The organism is Yinghuangia soli (assembly GCF_021502675.1).
Taxonomy (GTDB): Bacteria; Actinomycetota; Actinomycetes; order Streptomycetales; family Streptomycetaceae; genus Yinghuangia; species Yinghuangia soli.
The window spans coordinates 146,588-164,247 of the sequence record NZ_JAKFHA010000007.1; the positions used below are offsets into that span (position 1 = coordinate 146,588).

Here is a 17,660-nt window from a genome sequence, read left to right on the forward strand (position 1 = left end):
CTCGCGTGCGGGATACCGCGGAACATGCGGAGTGCGGTTGTCGCCTCCGGGCCGGGAGACCGGCCCCGGAAACGACAAAGGGACGCCGGAGGCGTCCCTGGTTTATCGGATCGAACTCACGCCCGGGAGAGCGCGGGTTCGACCGAGGTCACGTCGAACCGATCATCCGCGGCGGCGTAGAGCGCGTCGTTCTCGGCCTGGACACGGACAAGCTCCGTCTCCAGGTCACGGACACGCTGCTGAAGCCGTCGCATCTCGGAGACCAGCCGGGGGTCGGGGCCGCCGACGTAACCGAGAAGCGCCTTCGCCATTAGAGGGTCCTCCACGCTGAGTGACCGACCGGCATCTGCGGGTCGAAAGTACGCACCCGGCCACGTGGCTCCTGATAGGGTGCGCGGGCTTCCAGCGTCGCACCAAAAGCGCGGCAGGTCAATATGATCACGGCGCGATAACTGAACCGTCACCCGGTCGGCGGTGTGCTCACGCGGACGGGACGGCTCCTGTCTGGCTGTACGAGATCATCAATTCTCTTGCCAGTCAAGAACATATTCGAGACCCGCCAACCGTGCGGGGCTCTTTCCGCTGCCGAGTTGTCGATCTTGGTATCCCGCCCCGTGCGCCACCGCAGTCGCACCCGTTGCCGCCGGTCCCTCGGATCGCCCTGGCCACGGGCTTCCCAGGGGGTTCGGCACGTACCGGACACGCCCACCCGGCGATGGCGTATCAGCAGCCACACGACACGTGCCGTGCTCTAGAGTCGCCTGCGCAAGCTCACCCCTTCGAGTGAGCACGAGTGAGACCAGCGCCCCGCGCGGCGCGGCGTCCAGGGCCCTCCGCGGCCCGCGCGGCGCCCGCGCACTGCGTCCCCCGCAGAGGACCGAGGAGAGGCCGTGGCCCGGCACAGCCGTCGCTCCGCACCCGCACTCGCACCCGCACCGCCCCCCGCAGCGCCGCCCGCAGCGCCGCCCCGCGCCCGCCGCGGGCACCGGCGCAAGAAGCGCCGCAGCGGACCGCTGCGGGCCGCCGTGTTCGTGCTCGGCATCGGGCTGGCCGCGCTCGGCACGCACATCGGCATCGGCTTCGTCGACGACGGCCCGGGACGCACGCAGATCGCCGGCACGTCGGCCGGGGTCACGCCCACCGGCACCGCCACCGGTCTGCCCGACACCGGCGGCGCAGGCTCCGAGGCCGCCGCGGGCGGGCCCGGGGCCGCGGTCCAGGCCGACCCGGCGGCCGGGCAGGCGTCCGGTCCGGCGCAGTCCTCACCGCCGCCCGCACCCGCCGCGACCGAGACGCCCGCTGCGAGCACTCCCCCGGCGAGCACGCCGCCGGAGACCGCCGCGCCCAGCCCCCGCATGCCCGTGCCCGTCCCGTCCGCGAGTTCCTCGCCGCCGGCCGACGCCGGGGCCTACGAGGAGCAGGTCCTCGCCATCGTCAACAACGAGCGCGCCGCGGCCGGCTGCGGGCCGCTGCAGGCCGACACCGGGCTGCGCGACCTCGCCCGAGCGCACAGCGCGGACATGGCCGACCGTGCCTACTTCTCGCACAACACCCCCGAAGGCACGACGCCGTGGGAGCGGGCCTCCGCGGCCGGGGTCGGGTATCTGGCCGCCGAGAACATCGCCCGCGGGCAGAAGACGCCCGAGGCGGTCATGGCCGCGTGGATGGACAGCCCCGGGCACCGGCGCAACATCCTCGACTGCAGCTTCGACAAGCTGGGCGTGGGGGTGCGGACCGGCAGCGGAGGGCCGTGGTGGACCCAGGAGTTCGGCCGCTGACGCAGGCCGTGCCGCGGGGCCGTGTCCCCGCGGGCCGTGTCCCACGGTCGAGTCGCAGGGCCTTGTCTCGGGGCCGTGTCTCGGGGCCGGAAGCGGGGCTGCGCGGTTACTTGACCACGCGGCGCGGGCGCGGCACCGGCTGGCACTTCATGCAGAAGTAGCTGCTGCGGTTCATGAAGGTGATGCGCCGGATCGGCGTCGCGCAGCGGTTGCACGGCTCGCCCTCGCGCCCGTAGGCGTCCAGCGAGCGCGCGAAGTAGCCGCTCTCGCCGTTGACGTTCACGTACAGGCTGTCGAACGATGTGCCGCCCACCGCGAGTGCGTCGGTCATCACGTCGCGGACCGAGGCCAGCAGAAGCGTGGTCTGCGGCTTGGTGATGGTGGCCGTCGAGCGGTTGCCGTGCAGGCGCGAGCGCCACAGGGCCTCGTCGGCGTAGATGTTGCCGATACCGCTGACCAGGGACTGGTCGAGCAGCGCACGCTTGAGCTCGGAGTCGCGGCGGCGCAGCGCGGCGTGGAACGCGTCGTCGTCGAACTCCGGGTCCAGGACGTCGCGGGCGATGTGCCGGATGGACGGCGGCAGCTCGGCGCCGCCGCGTTCGACCGAGACGCCGCCGAAGGTGCGCTGGTCCACGAACCACAGCTCGTGGCCGCCGTCGGTGAAGGTGAAGCGCACGTGCAGGTGCTTCTCGCGCGGCGTCTCCGGGTCCTTGAGCAGCAGTTGGCCGCTCATGCCGAGGTGCGCGAGCATCGCGTCCTCGGGAGCCGACGCCTCGGGCGCGGTCAGCGGGAGCCAGAGGTATTTGCCGCGGCGCAGCGCACCGGATACCCGGGCACCGCGCAGCGCCGCGGCGAAGTCCTCGGCGCCGGCCGTGTGCCGGCGTACCGCGCGCGGGTGGCCGACCTCGACCTCGGCGATGGTGCGGCCGACGACCCAGCGCTCCAGTCCGCGGCGCACCACCTCGACCTCGGGCAGCTCGGGCACGGTCGACCTCCGGGGTACGGCGCTTCGAAGCGGTGTCGAATCGCGCTGTCGAAAGGCGGTGGGGCGCTCAGTTGGCCTTGGAGGCCTCGGCGGCAGTGCCGTTGACCGGCGTGGTGCCGTCGCCGTACTGCGCGCGGATGGCCCGCCAGGCGCTCTCCGCGGCCTGCTGCTCGGCTTCCTTCTTGCTGCGGCCGACGCCGGTGCCGTAGTCGACACCGCCGACGCGCGCGAGCGCGGTGAAGGTCTTCTCGTGGTCCGGTCCGGTCTCGGAGACCACGTATTCGGGCACGCCGATGCCGGTCGCGGCGGTCAGCTCCTGGAGGCTGGTCTTCCAGTCCAGGCCCGCGCCGAGTCCGGCGGACGCCTCGATCAGCGGGTCGAACAGGCGGTGCACCAGCTCGGAGGCGGCGTCCAGGCCCTGGTCGAGGTAGACCGCGCCGATGATCGCCTCGAGGGTGTCCGCGAGGATCGACGACTTGTCGCGCCCGCCGGTGCCCTGCTCGCCGCGGCCCAGCCGGATGAACCGGCCCAGGTCGAGCTTGCGGCCGACGCCCGCGAGGGCGCGCGAATTGACCACCGCGGCACGCAGCTTGGCGAGCTGCCCTTCGGGCAGCTCGGGGTGCGCGCGGTAGAGAGTGTCGGTGACCACGAGGCCGAGCACCGAGTCCCCGAGGAATTCGAGGCGTTCGTTGGTCGGCAGGCCACCGTGTTCGTACGCGTACGAACGATGTGTGAGTGCACGCTCCAGAAGAGCGGCGTCGACCGTCCAGCCGAGCCGCTCTTCCAGATCCGTGTACTTCGCAAGCGAGTCCGTCACCGGGACGACCTACCCGGGGTTCAGACCTCGAGGACCTGGCGGCGGTTGTAGGTGCCGCAGGTCGGGCAGGCGATGTGGGCCAGCTTGGGCTGACGGCAGCTGTCGCAGGTCACCAGGTTGGGCGCGACGGCCTTCCAGTTGCTGCGGCGGTGGCGGGTGTTGCTGCGCGACATCTTCCGCTTCGGAACAGCCACGGCTACTTCTCCTGGTTCTCATCGGCGCCACTGGCGCCGTTGTCGTCGGCTTCGGCAGTCGATCCGCCGAAGATGCCCTGCAAGGCCGCCCACCGGGGGTCGGCGCTGTCGTGGGAATGCCCCGGATGTTCGTCGAGCAGGACCCCGCACTGGAGGCACAACCCGCCGCAGTCCTCACGGCACACCGGCGCGAGCGGAAGTGCGAGCACCACCGCGTCGCGCAGCACCGGCTCCAGGTCGAACAAGTCGCCCACGAGCCGGGGAGCGTCGTCTTCCTCCGCTTCGCTGTCCGGGTAGACGTACAGCTCCTGGAACTCCACCGTGAGCTCTCGCTCGAGCGGCTCCAGACACCGTGCGCACTCACCGGCCAGCGGCACTTCGGCGACGCCGGAGACCAACACCCCTTCCATGACCGCTTCGAGCCGGAGGTCCAGCTCGAGCGGCGCACCTTCGGGGACGCCGATCACCTCGATCTTCATGTCCGCCGGGGCCGGCACGTCGAGGGACGCCTTGCGCATGGACCCAGGCCGACGGCCCAGCTCGCGTGTGTCCACGACGAGCGGGTTGCGGGGGTCCAAGCGGTCCAGAGCGTCCTACCTCATGCGGTGCCACCTCCCCCGGGAACGAAGGAGGTGCGGCGGTCATAATTGTCGGCCCCGGGGTCGCCTGTGTTTCTGGCATCCCGAGCAGGGCCGGTCCACAAGACTATCGCAACTACGGCCCGGGGCCCCAAACGGCCCCGGACCGCCCGGCCCCGCCCGTCCTCGTCTCCGAGGAACGTGCAGGTCAGGCCGGATGTCGCGGAGCTTGTCAGCCGCCTTGGCGGCCGTCCGGATTGAACTGCCGGACGTCGATCAGGCTGGTGTCGAAGAAGCTCGTCTCGTCGAGCGCCGCATCGTACCGCTGCTGCACGTGTCCACCCTGCTGCGGCACGCCGCCCTGGGTGTGCTGACCGGGCTGCCCGGGCTGGCCGTACGGGGCCTGCTGCTGGTACTGCGGGATCTCGTAGCCGCCGGACTCGTAGCCGCCCTGGTCGTAGACCGGCTGCTGCGGCTGGCCGTAGCCGTTGTCGTAGTAGCCCTGCTGCGGCTGCGGCACCTGCTGCGCGGCGGGCGCGTATCCGGGCTGCTCGGGGTAGCCCTGCTGGGCCGGGACCGCAGCGGCCTGGCCCAGGAAGGGCGCGTCGCCCTCCTCGGCGTCCAGCCGGGCCTGCAGGCTGCCGACCTGGTGCTGGCCGGTGCCCCCGGCCTCGTCCTGCGCCTTGAGGTACTCGCCCAGGTCGTCGATCGCCTTGCGGCCGCGCATCTTGTCGCGGCCGCGGCCGACCGCGGACAGGGTCTTGGTGAGGACGACCTCGAAGTTGGCGAGCTTCTGGTCGACGTAGTCGTCGGCCTCGCCGCGGATGCGCTCCGCCTCCAGGCGTGCCCCGGTCAGGATGCGCTCGGCCTCCGCGTACGCCTCGCGGGCCACGTCCGTGTCGGCGATGAGCGCACCGCGCTCCTCGCGCGCCCCGGAGACCACGCGCTCGGCCTCGCGGCGGCTCTCCTCGAGGACCGCGTCGCGGTCGCCGATGATGCGCCGCGCCTCGTTCATCTCCTCGGGCAGGAGGTTCTTGACCTCTTCCAGGCGGGCGACGACCTCGGCCCGGTTCACCACGCAGGAGGCCGACATCGGCATCGAGCGGGCGCTTTCGACCAGAGCGATCAGCTCGTCGAGTTTGGGCGATACGTCCACGGGCGTTGCTCTCTCTCCAGATGCCGGGGCCGACACCACAGCGTACGAGCAGAAACCGCGCTACTTGTCGGCCAACCGTTCGGTGAGACGGCGCAGCACGGTCGGCGGGACCAGTCCGGACACATCGCCGCCGTACGTCGCGACCTCCTTGATGAGGCTCGACGAGAGGAAGCTGTAAAGCGGGTTCGTGGCCACGAACAGAGTCTCGACCTCGGTCAGACCGTAGTTCATCTGGGCCATCTGGAGCTCGTAGTCGAAGTCGGTGACCGCACGAAGGCCCTTGATGATGGCCGGGATGTCGCGGCGCCGGCAGAAGTCGACCAGCAGGCCTTCGAAGGCCTCGACCTTGACGTTGCCGTAGTGCGCGGTGACTTCCTCGATCATCTCGACGCGCTCGTCGACGTCGAACAGGCCGGACCGCTTGGTGCGGTTGAAGCCGATCGCGACGTACACCTCGTCATACAGGGTGGACGCCCGGCCGATGATGTCCAGATGCCCGTTGGTGACCGGGTCGAACGACCCGGGGCAGACGACTCGACGCACGGGTTCTTCCCCTCGATCGCGGGTACTTGAGGCTCCCTCTGGGCTCGTGCCGAGCCACGTCATGAGCGCGCGGCGCGACCGTACCAGAGGGTCGCCTCGCCGTATTTACGGGACCTGATCTCCTCGAATCCGGGCGGCCAGGCGAACACGCCGCCGCGGGTGGCCCGCTCGGCGGTGACGAGTGCGTCCGCGGTCAGCCAGCCGTTCTCCCGGAGCGCGGTCAGCAGCGCGGCGACGTCGGCATCCGGCAGGACGTACGGCGGGTCGAGGAAGACCACGTCGTACGGCTCGGGCGGGGCCGGTTCGGCGGCCAGCCGCTCGGCGCGCGCGGCGCGCACCTCGGCACCGGGCAGCGCAAGCGCCGCCACGTTCGCCCGCACGACCTTCACCGCGCCCGCGTCCGCCTCGACCAGCAGGGCGTGCGCGGCGCCGCGCGACAGGGCCTCCAGGCCGACCGCGCCGGATCCGGCGAACAGGTCGAGCACGCGCGCGCCGTGCAGGCTGCGGCGCAGCGACACCAGGGTCGAGAACAGCCCTTCGCGGGCCCGGTCCGAGGTCGGCCGGGTGCCCTCGCCGGGCGGGACGGAAAGGCGGCGGCCGCCGGCCGCCCCGCCGATCACGCGCGTCATCGGCGGGCCCCGGGGCCGGGCGTCGGCTGTGCGTTCATGGGGACCACGCTACTTGCCGCGGGCCGGTCAGCCCTTGTCGAGGTACTCCGCACGGTCCTCGTCCAGGAGGCTCGCCAGCGCACTGCGCAGCTCGGGGTGCGCGGCCAACTCCGGGTCGCGGGCCACGATCTCGGCGGCCTCGTCGCGGGCCGCCACGATGACGTCCTCGTCCCGGACCACCGCGAGCATGCGCAGCGACGAGCGGCTGCCGGACTGCGCATCGCCCAGCACGTCGCCTTCGCGGCGCTGTTCGAGGTCGATGCGGGACAGCTCGAAGCCGTCGAGCGTGGCCGCGACCGCGTCCAGCCGCTCGCGCGCCGACGTCGCCGCGGGCATGTCGCTGACCAGCAGGCACAGCCCGGGCGCGCTGCCGCGGCCGACGCGGCCGCGCAGCTGGTGCAGCTGCGAGACGCCGAACCGCTCGGCGTCCATGATCACCATGACCGTGGCGTTCGGGACGTTGACGCCGACCTCGATGACCGTGGTCGCCACGAGGACGTCCACCTCGCCCGCTCCGAAGCGGCGCATGATGTCGTCCTTGGCGTCCGGCGCCATGCGGCCGTGCAGAATGCCGATGCGCAGCCCCTTGAGGGGCCCGGCCTGCAGCCCCGCGGCGACGTCGAGCACCGCCAGCGGCGGCCGCTTCTCCTCGCCGCCGCCTTCTGCGTCCGCCCCCATGTCGTCCGGGTCGTCCAAGTACGCCTCCGGCGGCAGATCGGCATCGTCCGCCGCCTTCTTCGCCTTGCCCTTCCCCTTTTTCTTCTTCGGATCGTCCTCTTCGTCCCCGATCCGCGGGCACACCACATAGGCCTGGTGGCCCTTGCCGACCTCCTCGCGCAGCCGCTCCCAGGCCCGGTCCAGGAAGTTCGGCTTCTCCCGCGCGGGCACCACATGCGTCGCGATCGGCGAGCGTCCGGACGGCAGTTGGTCCAGCACCGAGGTCTCCAGGTCGCCGAACACCGTCATCGCCACGGTCCGCGGGATCGGCGTCGCGGTCATGACCAGCAGGTGCGGCGGCCGCTCGGCCTTCCCGCGCAGCGCGTCCCGCTGCTCCACCCCGAACCGGTGCTGCTCGTCCACCACGACCAGCCCGAGGTCGTGGAACTTCACCTTGTCCTCGATCAGCGCATGCGTCCCGATGACGATCCCGGCCTCGCCGGTCACCAGGTCCAGCAGCGCAGCCCGCCGCGCCGGCACCCCCATCGACCCGGTCAGCAGCGTCACCTTGGTCCCCACCTCGGACCCGCCCAACATCCCCGGCCCCTCCGCCAGCGGCCCGAGCATCTCCACAATCGACCGATGATGCTGCTGGGCAAGCACCTCAGTAGGCGCCAACATCGCCGCCTGCCCCCCGGCATCCACCACCGTCAACATCGCCCGCAAGGCGATCATCGTCTTGCCCGATCCGACCTCGCCTTGGAGGAGGCGGTGCATGGGGTGGTCGGCGGCGAGGTCTTCGGCGATTTCGGCGCCTACCTTGACCTGGCCTTCGGTGAGGGTGAAGGGGAGGCGGGCGTCGAAGGCGGTGAGGAGGCCGTCGTCGGAGGCACGGCGGGGGACGGCGGTCTGGGATTCGGCGGCGCGGCGGCGCTGGGCGAGGGCGACCTGGAGGACGAAGGCCTCGTCCCATTTGAGGCGGTCCTTGGCGGCGGTGACCTCGCCCCAGGAGGACGGCCGGTGGATCCACTGCAGGGCCTGGCGCAGGCCTGGCATGCCGCGTTTTTCGAGGAGCTCCGGGGGGAGGGGGTCGCCCACTTCGCCGAGGGTGTCGAGGGCGACTTGGGCGCACTGGGCGAGCTTCCAGGACGGCATCGCGGCGGCGGCCGGGTAGACCGGGATGAGGGCGCCCGCGAACAGCTTGGCGACGCCGTCGCCGTCCTCGTCATCCTGGTCCATCAACTGGTAGTCGGGCTGGTTGAGTTGGAACTCGTCGCGGAAGCGGGCGACCTTGCCGGCGAAGAGGCCGCGCATACCGGGGCGCAGTTCGCGTTCGCGCCAGGCCTGGTTGAAGAAGGTCAGTTTGAGGTTGCCGCGGCCGTCGGTGATGACGACTTCGAGGAGGTTGCCGCGGCGGTTGCGGAACTGCCGGGCGGTGACCTTGGCGATCTCGGCCATGACGGTGATGTGCTCGTCGACTTCGAGGCGCGTGAGGTCGGTGAGGCGGCCGCGCTCCGCGTACCGGCGCGGGTAGTGCCGCAGCAAGTCCCCGACGGTGTCGAGGGAGAGGGACTTGGCCAGCACCTTCGCGGTCCGGTCCCCGACCAGTTTGGCCAGCGGTTCATCGAGGCGGGACATGGCGCGGACGTTCTCCCTGACTGGCCGGCGACGGAGATACCGCCGACGCTACCGGGCGGGGCGGACAGTGCGGCGCATTCGGGCCGGGAGGGCTGCCGGGGGAGCTATTCGACGCCGATGAGGAGCGGGTAGAGGGACTGGCCGCCGGTGTAGACGACCGCGTCGACCTCGGGGCGGCCCACGCGCATCGCGCCGACCAGGGAATCCGCGACGGTCTGGTCGAGCTGGGCGCCGGTGACCAGGGTGACGAGTTCGCCGCCGCCCGCGAGCATGCGGTCCAGGACGGTCTTGCCGGTCTCGGCGAGGTCCTGGCCGATGACCGCGATGTCGCCGTCGATGATGCCGAGCACGTCGCCGGCCTGGCAGACGCCGGCCATCGTCCACGCCTCGCGAGTGGCGGTGGTCAGCGCGCCGTAGCGGGTCGCACCGGCCGCCGAGGTCATGCCGACCACGTCCTGGTCGAAGCGGCGGCCGGGTTCGTGCACGGCCAGTGCCGCGATGCCCTGGACCGCGGCCTTGGTCGGGACGACCTGGACCCGGAGGCCGAAGGCGTGGGCCTGCTCGGCGGCGACCGCGGCGACCGCGTGGCCGTCCGCGTCGTTCGGCAGCAGGACGACCTCGCGGGCGCCGGTGGCCCGGATCGCCTCGACCAGGGCGCCGGTGGACGGGGCGCGGCCCGGCCCGGCCTCGATGATGTGCGCGCCCGCCTCGGTGAACAGTGCGGCCAGGCCGTCGCCTTGGACGACCGCGACGATCGCGCGGCCGGTCGCGGGCGGCTCGCGGTGCACGGCGTCCGCGACCGCGAGGTGGGTGATGCGGATGCGGTGCGGGCGCCCGGCCTCGACGCCGGCCTCGACCGCGGCGCCGGCGTCGTCGACGTGCACGTGGACGTTCCACAGGCCTTCGCCGCCGACCACCACGAGCGAGTCGCCGAGGACGTCGAGCCGGTCGCGCAGCGGCGGGATCGCCTCGTCGGGGGCGTCGAGGAGGTAGATGACCTCGAACGCGGGGGCCTGCGGCTCGTCGTCCGGCACGGTGTCCGGGACGAAGCGCAGCGGGACGGGGACATGCGTGCGCGGTGCGGACGCGGGGCGTTCGCCGGTGACGACGGAGACGAGCGCGTCGTAGAGCACGCACAGCCCGCGGCCGCCGGCGTCGACCACGCCGGCCCGGCGCAGGACGTCCAGCTGCTCGGGGGTGCGCGCAAGCGCCTCGCGGGCGGCGGCGGCCGCGGCCCGCACGACCGCGGTCAGGTCGTCGCCGGCCTCTTCGGTGCCGACCGCGGCGGCCCGGGCGACGGTGAGCATGGTGCCTTCGACGGGCCGGGAGACGGCTTCGTACGCGCCGTCCGCGGCCCGGCGCAGCGCGCGGCGCAGGACCGGGCCGCCGGCACGCTCGACGCCCTCGGCAACCGCTTCCTGGTACTCGGCCTCGATCTGGTCGGCCATGCCGCGCAGCAGCTGGCTGAGGATCACCCCGGAATTGCCGCGGGCGCCCATGAGCGCGCCGTGCGCGAGGGCGCGGATGGTCTCCGGCAGGCCGGGGCCCTCGGCGGTGTTCTCGCGCCCGAACAGCGCCTCGATCTCGGCGGTGCCGGCTTCGAGGGTGAGGAAGAGGTTGGTGCCGGTGTCGCCGTCGGGGACCGGGTACACGTTGAGGGCGTCGATCTCCTCGCGGGCGCGCCCCATCTGCTGTAGCCCGGCCCGGCACCAGCGGCGGACCGCCGGAGCGTCCAGCTCACCCAGCAACGCCCCACCTCGCCGTTCTCCGTAAGGGCGCTGCCGCCCTGCGCATCGTGCAGGCAGCGTATCCGGACCGGGGCCCCGGAGGACGTGCGTACCCATGCGCTACTCTGATGGTGAAGCGTGACGAGTTCAGCCGCCTGCCGTCGTTTTGGTCGGGTCGACTGTCGGACTTCAGGCTGCCAGGGATGCGTTCGCATCGCGGATTGGCATCCGGCCCTGCTCGTCGGTTACTCTTCCTCGGTTGCCTGGCACCTGCCGGCACGTGAACGTACGCGCAAATCCTTATCGTCTTTGGAGTGTCTCCCGTGGCTGCCAACTGCGACGTCTGCGGCAAGGGGCCGGGTTTCGGCAACAACATCTCGCACTCGCACCGCCGCACCCGCCGTCGCTGGAACCCGAACATCCAGACGGTTCGCACGGTGCAGGGCGGCACGCCGAAGCGCCTGAACGCTTGCACCTCGTGCATCAAGGCGGGCAAGGTTACCCGCTGACCTGAGCTTGATCGAACAGCCGGGCCACCGAAAGGCGGCCCGGCTGTTCGGCGTTCCTGGACGGACGTCGCCGGCGTTGCGAATGTCGCCGTGCAGGTTCCGTACCCGGCGTGAATATGGCGATGGCCCCTGCACTGCAGGGGCCCACGGCCAATTCGGCAGTAGGGGGGGGGTGAGACCCCGGACTGCCCCCCGTGGTCGACCGGGCCGATCCCGGCGCCGAGCGGGAAGCCCTCGCGGATCGCGCCGGTGACGTACTCCTTGGCCAGGCCCACCGCGCGCGGCACGTCCCGGCCCAGGGCCAGGTACGACGCGATCGCGCTGGCCAGCGTGCAGCCGGTGCCGTGGGTGTGCCGGTTGTCGTACCGCTCGCTGCGGAACCAGTACTCGCGCGAGCCGTCGAAGAGCAGGTCGGCGGCCTCGCCGGCGAGGTGGCCGCCCTTGACCAGCACCCACTCCGGGCCGAACGCGAGCATGGCGTCGGCGGCCTTGCGCATGTCGGCCTCTTCGCGGACCTCGAGCCCGGTGAGCTGCTGGACCTCGTAGAGGTTGGGGGTCACCACGGTCGCGGCCGGCAGGAGCTTGCCGCGCACTGCGTCGAGGGCCTCCTCGGCCAGCAGCGGGTCGCCGTGCTTGGACACCGAGACCGGGTCGACGACCACCGGCTGCGGCAGCGCGGCCAGGAGTTCGGCGACCGTCTCGACGAGCACCGGCGAGGCCAGCATGCCGGTCTTGACCGCCTGCACGCCGATGTCGTCGACGACGCTGCGGAACTGCGCGCGGACCGCGTCCGCGGGCAGCTCCCAGTAGCCCTGCACGCCGAGCGAGTTCTGCGCGGTGACGGCCGCCACGACGCTCATGCCGTGCACGCCGAGCGCGAGCATCGTCTTCAGGTCGGCCTGGATGCCGGCGCCGCCGCCGGAGTCGGAGCCGGCGATCGTGAGCACGCGGGCGGGAGTCTGCACCATGCTTGTCAGCTTATCGACCGGCTCGTACGGCATCGCGGCCCCGCCCCGGCAGCCACCCGTCCGGATCAGCCGAAGTGGTCCCAGCCGCCCGTGCCGGACCATTCCTCGCCGTCCACGGTCACCCCGCGCCCCTCCGTCACCCGCCCGACCACGCGCCAGCGCGCGGTCAGCGGCGTGCCGGCCGGGAAGGTCGCGACCAGCGCGTGGTCCTCGCCGCCGGTGAGCACCCACTGCAGGGGGTCGGCGCCGAGGGCGCGCCCGACGTCGCGCATCTGCGCGGGGATGTCGAACAGCTCGCCGGACAGCTCGACGCGGACTCCGGAGGCCCGGGCCAGGTGGCCGAGGTCGCTGATCAGGCCGTCGCTGACGTCGAGCATCGCGGTGGCGCCCAGCTTGGCGGCCGCCGGACCCGCGGCATACGGGGGCTCGGGGCGCCGGTGCGCCTCGACGAACGCGCGCGGGTTGCGGTGCCCGTGGCTGAGGATCGCGAGCCCGGCCGCGGACCAGCCGAGCCAGCCGGCCACCGCCACGACGTCGCCGGGCCGCGCGCCGGAGCGGGTGACCGGGGGGCGGCCTTCGAGGTCGCCGAGTGCGGTGATGGAGATCATGATCGCGCTGCCGCGCACCACGTCGCCGCCCGCGACCCCGGCGTCCACCACGGCGCACTCGTCGCGCAGCCCGTCGTACAGTTCGAGCGCCCAGGCCACCGGGAGCTCCGCGGGGCCCACGAGGCCGATCAGGAGCGCCGTGGGGCGGGCGCCCATCGCGGCGACGTCGGCGAGGTTCTGGGCGGCCGCCTTGCGGCCCACGTCGTACGCGGTGGACCAGTCGCGGCGGAAGTGCCGGCCTTCGACCAGCAGGTCGGTGGTGGCCACCACGCGGCCGTCGGGCGCCGCGACCACGGCCGCGTCGTCGCCGGGACCGAGCGGCACGTGCGGGCCGACCGGCACGCGTTCGGTGAGCGCGCCGATGAGTCCGAACTCGCCGAGATCCCCCAGCGTCCCACTCATGCGGTGCGCCCCTGTTCTGTCGAATCCGTCGGGACTGTCGAGTCCGTCGAAACTGTCGAATGTGCCGGATCTGCCGACCGTGTCCAGTTTCCGGCGAATACCGGTCATGTTCCGGTCATGCATGTTGTCAGGATGATGCGGGCGCGGCAGCCATGTGGTCGTGCGCGGTCGCGCGGTCGACAATGGTTGCATCCGCCGCGTCCGTGCGCGCACGGTACGGTGGCGGCTCCGGAAGGTCCCCTCGATCCTGGCGTGCCGGGAGGCCCTGGTGGTACAGGCATACATCCTGATCCAGACCGAGGTCGGTCGGGCAGAGGCAGTGGCCCGGGCGATCGCGGAACTGCCCGGCATCACCGCAGCCGAGGACGTGACCGGGCCGTACGACGTGATCGTGCGCGCCGAGGCCGCCGACGTCGACGAACTGGGCCGTCTCGTGGTCGCCCAGGTCCAGCGCGTCGAAGGCATCACGCGGACCCTCACCTGCCCGGTGGTGCACCTCGCCTGACGCGTCCGGAGCGCTCGCCGCGCCCCGCCCCGATGCCCGGGCCGGCTCCCCCGGTCCCTAGGATCGGTCCGTGACCGACTCCGATTCCCCCGCCTCCGGTCCGGTGCGCGCGGCCGCGCCCGCCGAGGCGGCGGCGCCCGGCCCGGGCGCCCCGCGCAAGTCCCGCCTGCTGCGCTACGGCCTGCCGGCCGCGGTGGTCGCGGGCGGTCTGCTGCTGACCCTGGTGGCGGCCCTGGACGGCGACGACCCGGCCCGGGTCAAGCTGCCGCAGCCGCCCGAGGAGGTCCGCGGGAAGATCGAGGCGATGTGCCGCGAACTGGACCGGCAGCTGCCGTCCGACGTGCTGGGCAACAAGTCCCGCAAGACGGTGCCCGCCTCCGACCTGACCGCGGCGTGGGGCGACCCGGCCGTGGTGCTGCGCTGCGGGGTGCCCAAGCCGGTCTCGCTGCGGCCGGACGACCCGAACTACGATCCCGCGCAGAACACCGCCGGGGTGAACGGCGTCGACTGGACCTTCACGTTCCTCGGCGAGGGCAAGGGCGTCCGGTTCACCACGCTGCACCGCGAGGTCAACGTCGAGGTGACGGTCCCCGCGTCGTTCAACCAGGCGCCCGGCGTGCTGACCGCGTTCGCGGAGCCGCTCAAGCGCACCGTGCCGGCCACCATGGGCGAGGGCTGACCCCCGGCCCGCACCGGGCCGGGGGGCGAAAAGCCTCAGCGCAGCAGGCTGTTGGTACGGCCGAGCGCGGCCTGCACGAGGCGGTCGACCAGTGCGGGGTAGTCGACCCCGGTGGCCTTCCACATCTGCGGGTACATCGAGACCGGCGTGAAGCCCGGCATCGTGTTGACCTCGTTGATGACGTACGAGCCGTCCTCGAGCAGGAAGAAGTCCACCCGGGCCAGGCCTTCGCAGGACAGCGCCTCGAAGGCGGCCACCGCGAGGCGCTGCGCCTCGCCGGTCTCGGCGCCGGTCAGCTTGGCCGGCACGTCGAGCTCGGTGCCGTTGTCCGGCAGGTACTTCGCGGCGAAGTCGTAGAACTCGTGGCCGCCGCCGACCCGGATCTCGGCGGGCAGGCTGGCCCGCGGGCCGTCCTCGAACTCCAGCACGCCGCACTCGATCTCGCGGCCGCGCAGCATGCCCTCGACGATGACCTTGGGGTCGTGCGTGCGGGCTTCCTCGACCGCCGCGTCGAGGTCCTCGATGCGGTGCACCTTGGTGATGCCCATGCTCGAACCGGCCCGGGCGGGCTTGACGAACACCGGGAAGCCGAGCGCCGCGACGGCGTCGCGCGAGGTCTGCGGGTCGCGCTCCCAGTCGCGCGGCCGGATCGTCACGTACGGGCCCACCGGAAGGCCGAAGCCCTCGAAGACCCGCTTCATGTACTCCTTGTCCATGCTGACCGCGCTGGCCAGCACGCCGGATCCCACGTAGGGCACGCCGGCCAGTTCGAGGAGCCCCTGGATGGTGCCGTCCTCGCCGTACGGGCCGTGCAGCAGCGGGAAGACGACGTCGACCTCGCCGAGCAGCTTGGCCACCTCGCCCTGCGCCACGACGGTGATCTCGCGCTGCGTCGGGTCGGCGGCCAGCACCACCGAGCCGCCCGGCTCGGCGATGCCCTCGACGTCGGGCAGGTCGCCGGACGGGCCGATCGCGAGGCGCTCGGCGGCGTCCGCGACCAGGGCCCAGCGGCCGTCCTGGGTGATGCCGAGGGGCAGCACGTCGTACTTGGCGCGGTCGATCGCGGCCAGCACGCTGCCCGCGGTGACACAGGAGATCGCGTGCTCCGAGCTGCGCCCGCCGAAGACCACCGCGACGCGGGGCCGCGTGTCGGGGGCCGCGGGAGCGGCAGGGATGTGGTTCACGTCGTTCATTGCGTCGTCTGCGTCTTCCATGGTGTCGAAAACCCTATAGCCACACGTGTTCGATCGCGGGGATGCGGGCCGCGGGTCAGCCGTCGACGTCGTACCGCTCGGGCTTGGCGGAGCGCGACATGAGCTCCTTCATGCACAGGTACGGCGACTTCCCGTCCTGCACGATCGACACCACGGTGTCGACGATCGGCATCTCGACGCCGTGCCGCCGGGCCAGATCCTGCACGGCCACGCAGGACTTCACGCCCTCGGTGGTCTGCCGCACCGCCGCGGTGGCCTCGGCCATCGTCATGCCGCGGCCGAGGTTGACCCCGAAGGTGTGGTTGCGGGACAGCGTCGACGTGCAGGTCGCGACCAGGTCGCCGAGCCCGGCGAGGCCGGCGAACGTGTGCAGGTCGGCGCCCATCGCGGCGCCCAGCCGGGAAGTCTCGGCCAGGCCGCGGGTGATGAGCGAGGCCTTGGCGTTGTCGCCGAGTTCCATGCCGTCCGCGACGCCCGCGGCCAGTCCGATCACGTTCTTGACGGTGCCGCCCAACTCGCAGCCGACCACGTCGGTGTTGGTGTACGGGCGGAAGTACGGCGCCATGCAGGCGGCCTGGAGCCGCCGCGCGACGTCCTCGTCGGCGCACGCGACCACGCTGGCGGCGGGCAGCCGGGCGGCGATCTCGCGGGCCAGGTTGGGGCCGCTGACCACCGCGACGCGGTCCGCGCCGAGGCCGGCGACCTCGCCGATGACCTCGCTCATCCGCTTGGCGCTGCCCAGTTCGATGCCCTTCATGAGGCTGACCAGGACGGCGTCGGGCGGCAGCAGCGGGGCCCAGGCGGTGAGGTTGGCGCGCAGCGTCTGGGACGGCACCGCGAGCACCACGAAGTCGGCGCCCTCGGCGGCCTTGGCCGGGTCGGTGGTCGCCGAGATCGAGTCCGGCAGGCGTACGCCGGGGAAGTAGTCGGGGTTCTCGTGCCGGGCGTCGATCGCCTCGACGAGTTCGGGGCGGCGGCCCCACAACGTGACCTCGGAGCCGGCATCGGCCAGCACCATCGCGAACGCGGTCCCCCACGAGCCGGTGCCGAACACCGCGCAGCGCGTCATGCGGCGCCGTCCTCGACGGGCTTGCCGCCGTCCGCCGCGGCGCTGCCGCCGGTGGTGCCTTCGGTGCCGTTCTCGGTGCCGTTCGCAGCCGCGGCCTTGCCCTTGCGGCGCTGCTCGCGCGGCGGCGCGGGCTCGTCGCGCAGCTTGACGAGGAGTTCGGTGACCGCGTCCATGATGCGGTCGGTGGCGCCGCGCAGGACCTCGGCGGTCATCTCGCGGCCGCGGAACTCGTCGAGGTCGACCGGCGGTCCGGCGAGCACCTTGATCTTCTTGCGGGGCAGCAGCTTCGGGCGCTTGCCGTACGGCGGGAGGATGTCCTGCGCGCCCCACTGCGCGACCGGGATGACCGGGGCGCCGGTGCTGAGCGCGATGCGCGCCGCGCCGGTCTTGCCCGGCATCGGCCACATGGCCTTGTCGCGGGTGATCGTGCCCTCGGGGTAGACCGCCACGCAGTCGCCGCGTTCCACCGCCTCCACGGCCGCCCTGAAGGCCAGCGCGGCGTCCGCGGAGTCGCGGTACACGGGGATCTGGCCGGCGCCCTTGATGATGCGCCCGACGACGGGGATCTTGAACAGCGAGGACTTGGCCAGGAAGTGCGCCTCACGGCCCGAGTCGTACTGGAAATGCGCGTACGTCAGAGGATCGACGTAACTGATGTGGTTGACCGCGGTGACGAAACCGCCCTCGGCCGGGATGTGCTCCATGCCGCGCCATTCCCGCTTCGTGAACAGCAGGAGAAGGGGTTTGACCACCACGACCACGACGCGGTACCAGAAGCCGATCCTTCTGCGGGCCATCAGTAGCGAGCCTCCTGAGTCGTGTTGCGCCGTGTCCCTGCTCACACAATCGGCGCCCGGGCTGAGCGGATGCCGATTATGTACAAGGGAACACCATGGTGTGATCTCACCCGGGCGATACCCCCGGGCCCCGGTCGACCTCCGTAGTTTCCCGTGTGAATCGTCGCA

General features: G+C 72.3%; 17 protein-coding genes and 2 pseudogenes. 4 read left to right on the forward strand and 15 right to left on the reverse strand.

The window, feature by feature from the left end:
• Window positions 1-116: 116 nt before the first annotated feature.
• Complete coding sequence (locus LZ495_RS15285) at window positions 117-311, reverse strand: hypothetical protein (protein WP_235052738.1); 195 nt, start codon at window positions 309-311, stop codon at window positions 117-119.
• Window positions 312-890: 579 nt separating this feature from the next.
• Between LZ495_RS15285 and LZ495_RS44865 the strand changes: the two genes are divergently transcribed.
• Window positions 891-1,778 (forward strand): CAP domain-containing protein, encoded by an 888-nt coding sequence (locus LZ495_RS44865; RefSeq protein ID WP_235052739.1) that lies wholly within the window; start codon window positions 891-893, stop codon window positions 1,776-1,778.
• Window positions 1,779-1,884: 106 nt separating this feature from the next.
• On the opposite strand, the gene mutM is transcribed toward LZ495_RS44865, so the two are convergent.
• The 9 genes from mutM to LZ495_RS15335 form a co-directional block, all read right to left on the reverse strand.
• The gene (gene mutM / locus LZ495_RS15295; protein ID WP_235052740.1) at window positions 1,885-2,763 is read right to left on the reverse strand and encodes a bifunctional DNA-formamidopyrimidine glycosylase/DNA-(apurinic or apyrimidinic site) lyase; all 879 of its coding nucleotides are present in this window, start codon (window positions 2,761-2,763) and stop codon (window positions 1,885-1,887) included.
• 67 nt (window positions 2,764-2,830) lie between these two features.
• Window positions 2,831-3,580, reverse strand: a complete 750-nt coding sequence (gene rnc / locus LZ495_RS15300; RefSeq protein WP_235052741.1) for a ribonuclease III — start codon at window positions 3,578-3,580, stop codon at window positions 2,831-2,833.
• A gap of 20 nt (window positions 3,581-3,600) precedes the next feature.
• Window positions 3,601-3,774 (reverse strand): 50S ribosomal protein L32, encoded by a 174-nt coding sequence (gene rpmF, locus LZ495_RS15305; protein WP_235052742.1) that lies wholly within the window; start codon window positions 3,772-3,774, stop codon window positions 3,601-3,603.
• 2 nt (window positions 3,775-3,776) lie between these two features.
• Window positions 3,777-4,292 carry a YceD family protein gene (locus tag LZ495_RS15310; RefSeq protein WP_235052743.1) on the reverse strand — a complete coding sequence of 172 codons (516 nt, stop codon included), beginning with the start codon at window positions 4,290-4,292 and terminating at the stop codon, window positions 3,777-3,779.
• A 292-nt stretch (window positions 4,293-4,584) separates the two neighbouring features.
• Window positions 4,585-5,508: an ATP synthase subunit B family protein gene (locus LZ495_RS15315; RefSeq protein WP_235052744.1), complete on the reverse strand. Its 924-nt coding sequence runs from the start codon at window positions 5,506-5,508 to the stop codon at window positions 4,585-4,587.
• Window positions 5,509-5,568: 60 nt separating this feature from the next.
• Window positions 5,569-6,051, reverse strand: coding sequence for a pantetheine-phosphate adenylyltransferase (coaD, locus tag LZ495_RS15320; protein WP_235052745.1), 483 nt, complete (start codon window positions 6,049-6,051; stop codon window positions 5,569-5,571).
• Window positions 6,052-6,110: 59 nt separating this feature from the next.
• Window positions 6,111-6,680, reverse strand: a complete 570-nt coding sequence (gene rsmD / locus LZ495_RS15325) for a 16S rRNA (guanine(966)-N(2))-methyltransferase RsmD (RefSeq protein WP_235052746.1) — start codon at window positions 6,678-6,680, stop codon at window positions 6,111-6,113.
• Window positions 6,681-6,746: 66 nt separating this feature from the next.
• Window positions 6,747-9,014: an ATP-dependent DNA helicase RecG gene (gene recG, locus LZ495_RS15330; protein ID WP_235052747.1), complete on the reverse strand. Its 2,268-nt coding sequence runs from the start codon at window positions 9,012-9,014 to the stop codon at window positions 6,747-6,749.
• Window positions 9,015-9,118: 104 nt separating this feature from the next.
• Complete coding sequence (locus LZ495_RS15335) at window positions 9,119-10,858, reverse strand: DAK2 domain-containing protein (RefSeq protein WP_372498574.1); 1,740 nt, start codon at window positions 10,856-10,858, stop codon at window positions 9,119-9,121.
• A 206-nt stretch (window positions 10,859-11,064) separates the two neighbouring features.
• On the opposite strand from LZ495_RS15335, the pseudogene rpmB reads away from it, so the two are divergent.
• Window positions 11,065-11,175 (forward strand): annotated as a pseudogene (gene rpmB, locus LZ495_RS45435) (50S ribosomal protein L28); the annotation flags it as partial.
• A 266-nt stretch (window positions 11,176-11,441) separates the two neighbouring features.
• Here rpmB and thiD read toward each other — a convergent pair.
• Together thiD and LZ495_RS15350 are read right to left on the reverse strand one after the other, a co-directional pair.
• Window positions 11,442-12,218: pseudogene (gene thiD, locus LZ495_RS15345) on the reverse strand (bifunctional hydroxymethylpyrimidine kinase/phosphomethylpyrimidine kinase); the annotation flags it as partial.
• Window positions 12,219-12,283: 65 nt separating this feature from the next.
• Complete coding sequence (locus tag LZ495_RS15350; protein ID WP_235052749.1) at window positions 12,284-13,228, reverse strand: thiamine-phosphate kinase; 945 nt, start codon at window positions 13,226-13,228, stop codon at window positions 12,284-12,286.
• Between the two features lie 268 nt (window positions 13,229-13,496).
• Between LZ495_RS15350 and LZ495_RS15355 the strand changes: the two genes are divergently transcribed.
• Window positions 13,497-13,733, forward strand: coding sequence for an Lrp/AsnC family transcriptional regulator (locus LZ495_RS15355; RefSeq protein WP_235052750.1), 237 nt, complete (start codon window positions 13,497-13,499; stop codon window positions 13,731-13,733).
• Window positions 13,734-13,803: 70 nt separating this feature from the next.
• Window positions 13,804-14,412, forward strand: coding sequence for a DUF3515 family protein (locus tag LZ495_RS15360; RefSeq protein WP_235052751.1), 609 nt, complete (start codon window positions 13,804-13,806; stop codon window positions 14,410-14,412).
• Window positions 14,413-14,447: 35 nt separating this feature from the next.
• On the opposite strand, the gene LZ495_RS15365 is transcribed toward LZ495_RS15360, so the two are convergent.
• The 3 genes from LZ495_RS15365 to LZ495_RS15375 form a co-directional block, all read right to left on the reverse strand.
• The gene (locus tag LZ495_RS15365) at window positions 14,448-15,605 is read right to left on the reverse strand and encodes a D-alanine--D-alanine ligase family protein (protein ID WP_235052867.1); all 1,158 of its coding nucleotides are present in this window, start codon (window positions 15,603-15,605) and stop codon (window positions 14,448-14,450) included.
• Window positions 15,606-15,681: 76 nt separating this feature from the next.
• Window positions 15,682-16,695, reverse strand: coding sequence for an NAD(P)H-dependent glycerol-3-phosphate dehydrogenase (locus LZ495_RS15370; RefSeq protein WP_235052752.1), 1,014 nt, complete (start codon window positions 16,693-16,695; stop codon window positions 15,682-15,684).
• Entirely contained in the window at window positions 16,692-17,492 is an 801-nt protein-coding gene (locus LZ495_RS15375; protein ID WP_235052753.1) for a lysophospholipid acyltransferase family protein, read from the reverse strand. The genes LZ495_RS15370 and LZ495_RS15375 overlap by 4 nt, the downstream gene beginning before the upstream one ends.
• Window positions 17,493-17,660 lie beyond the last annotated feature (168 nt).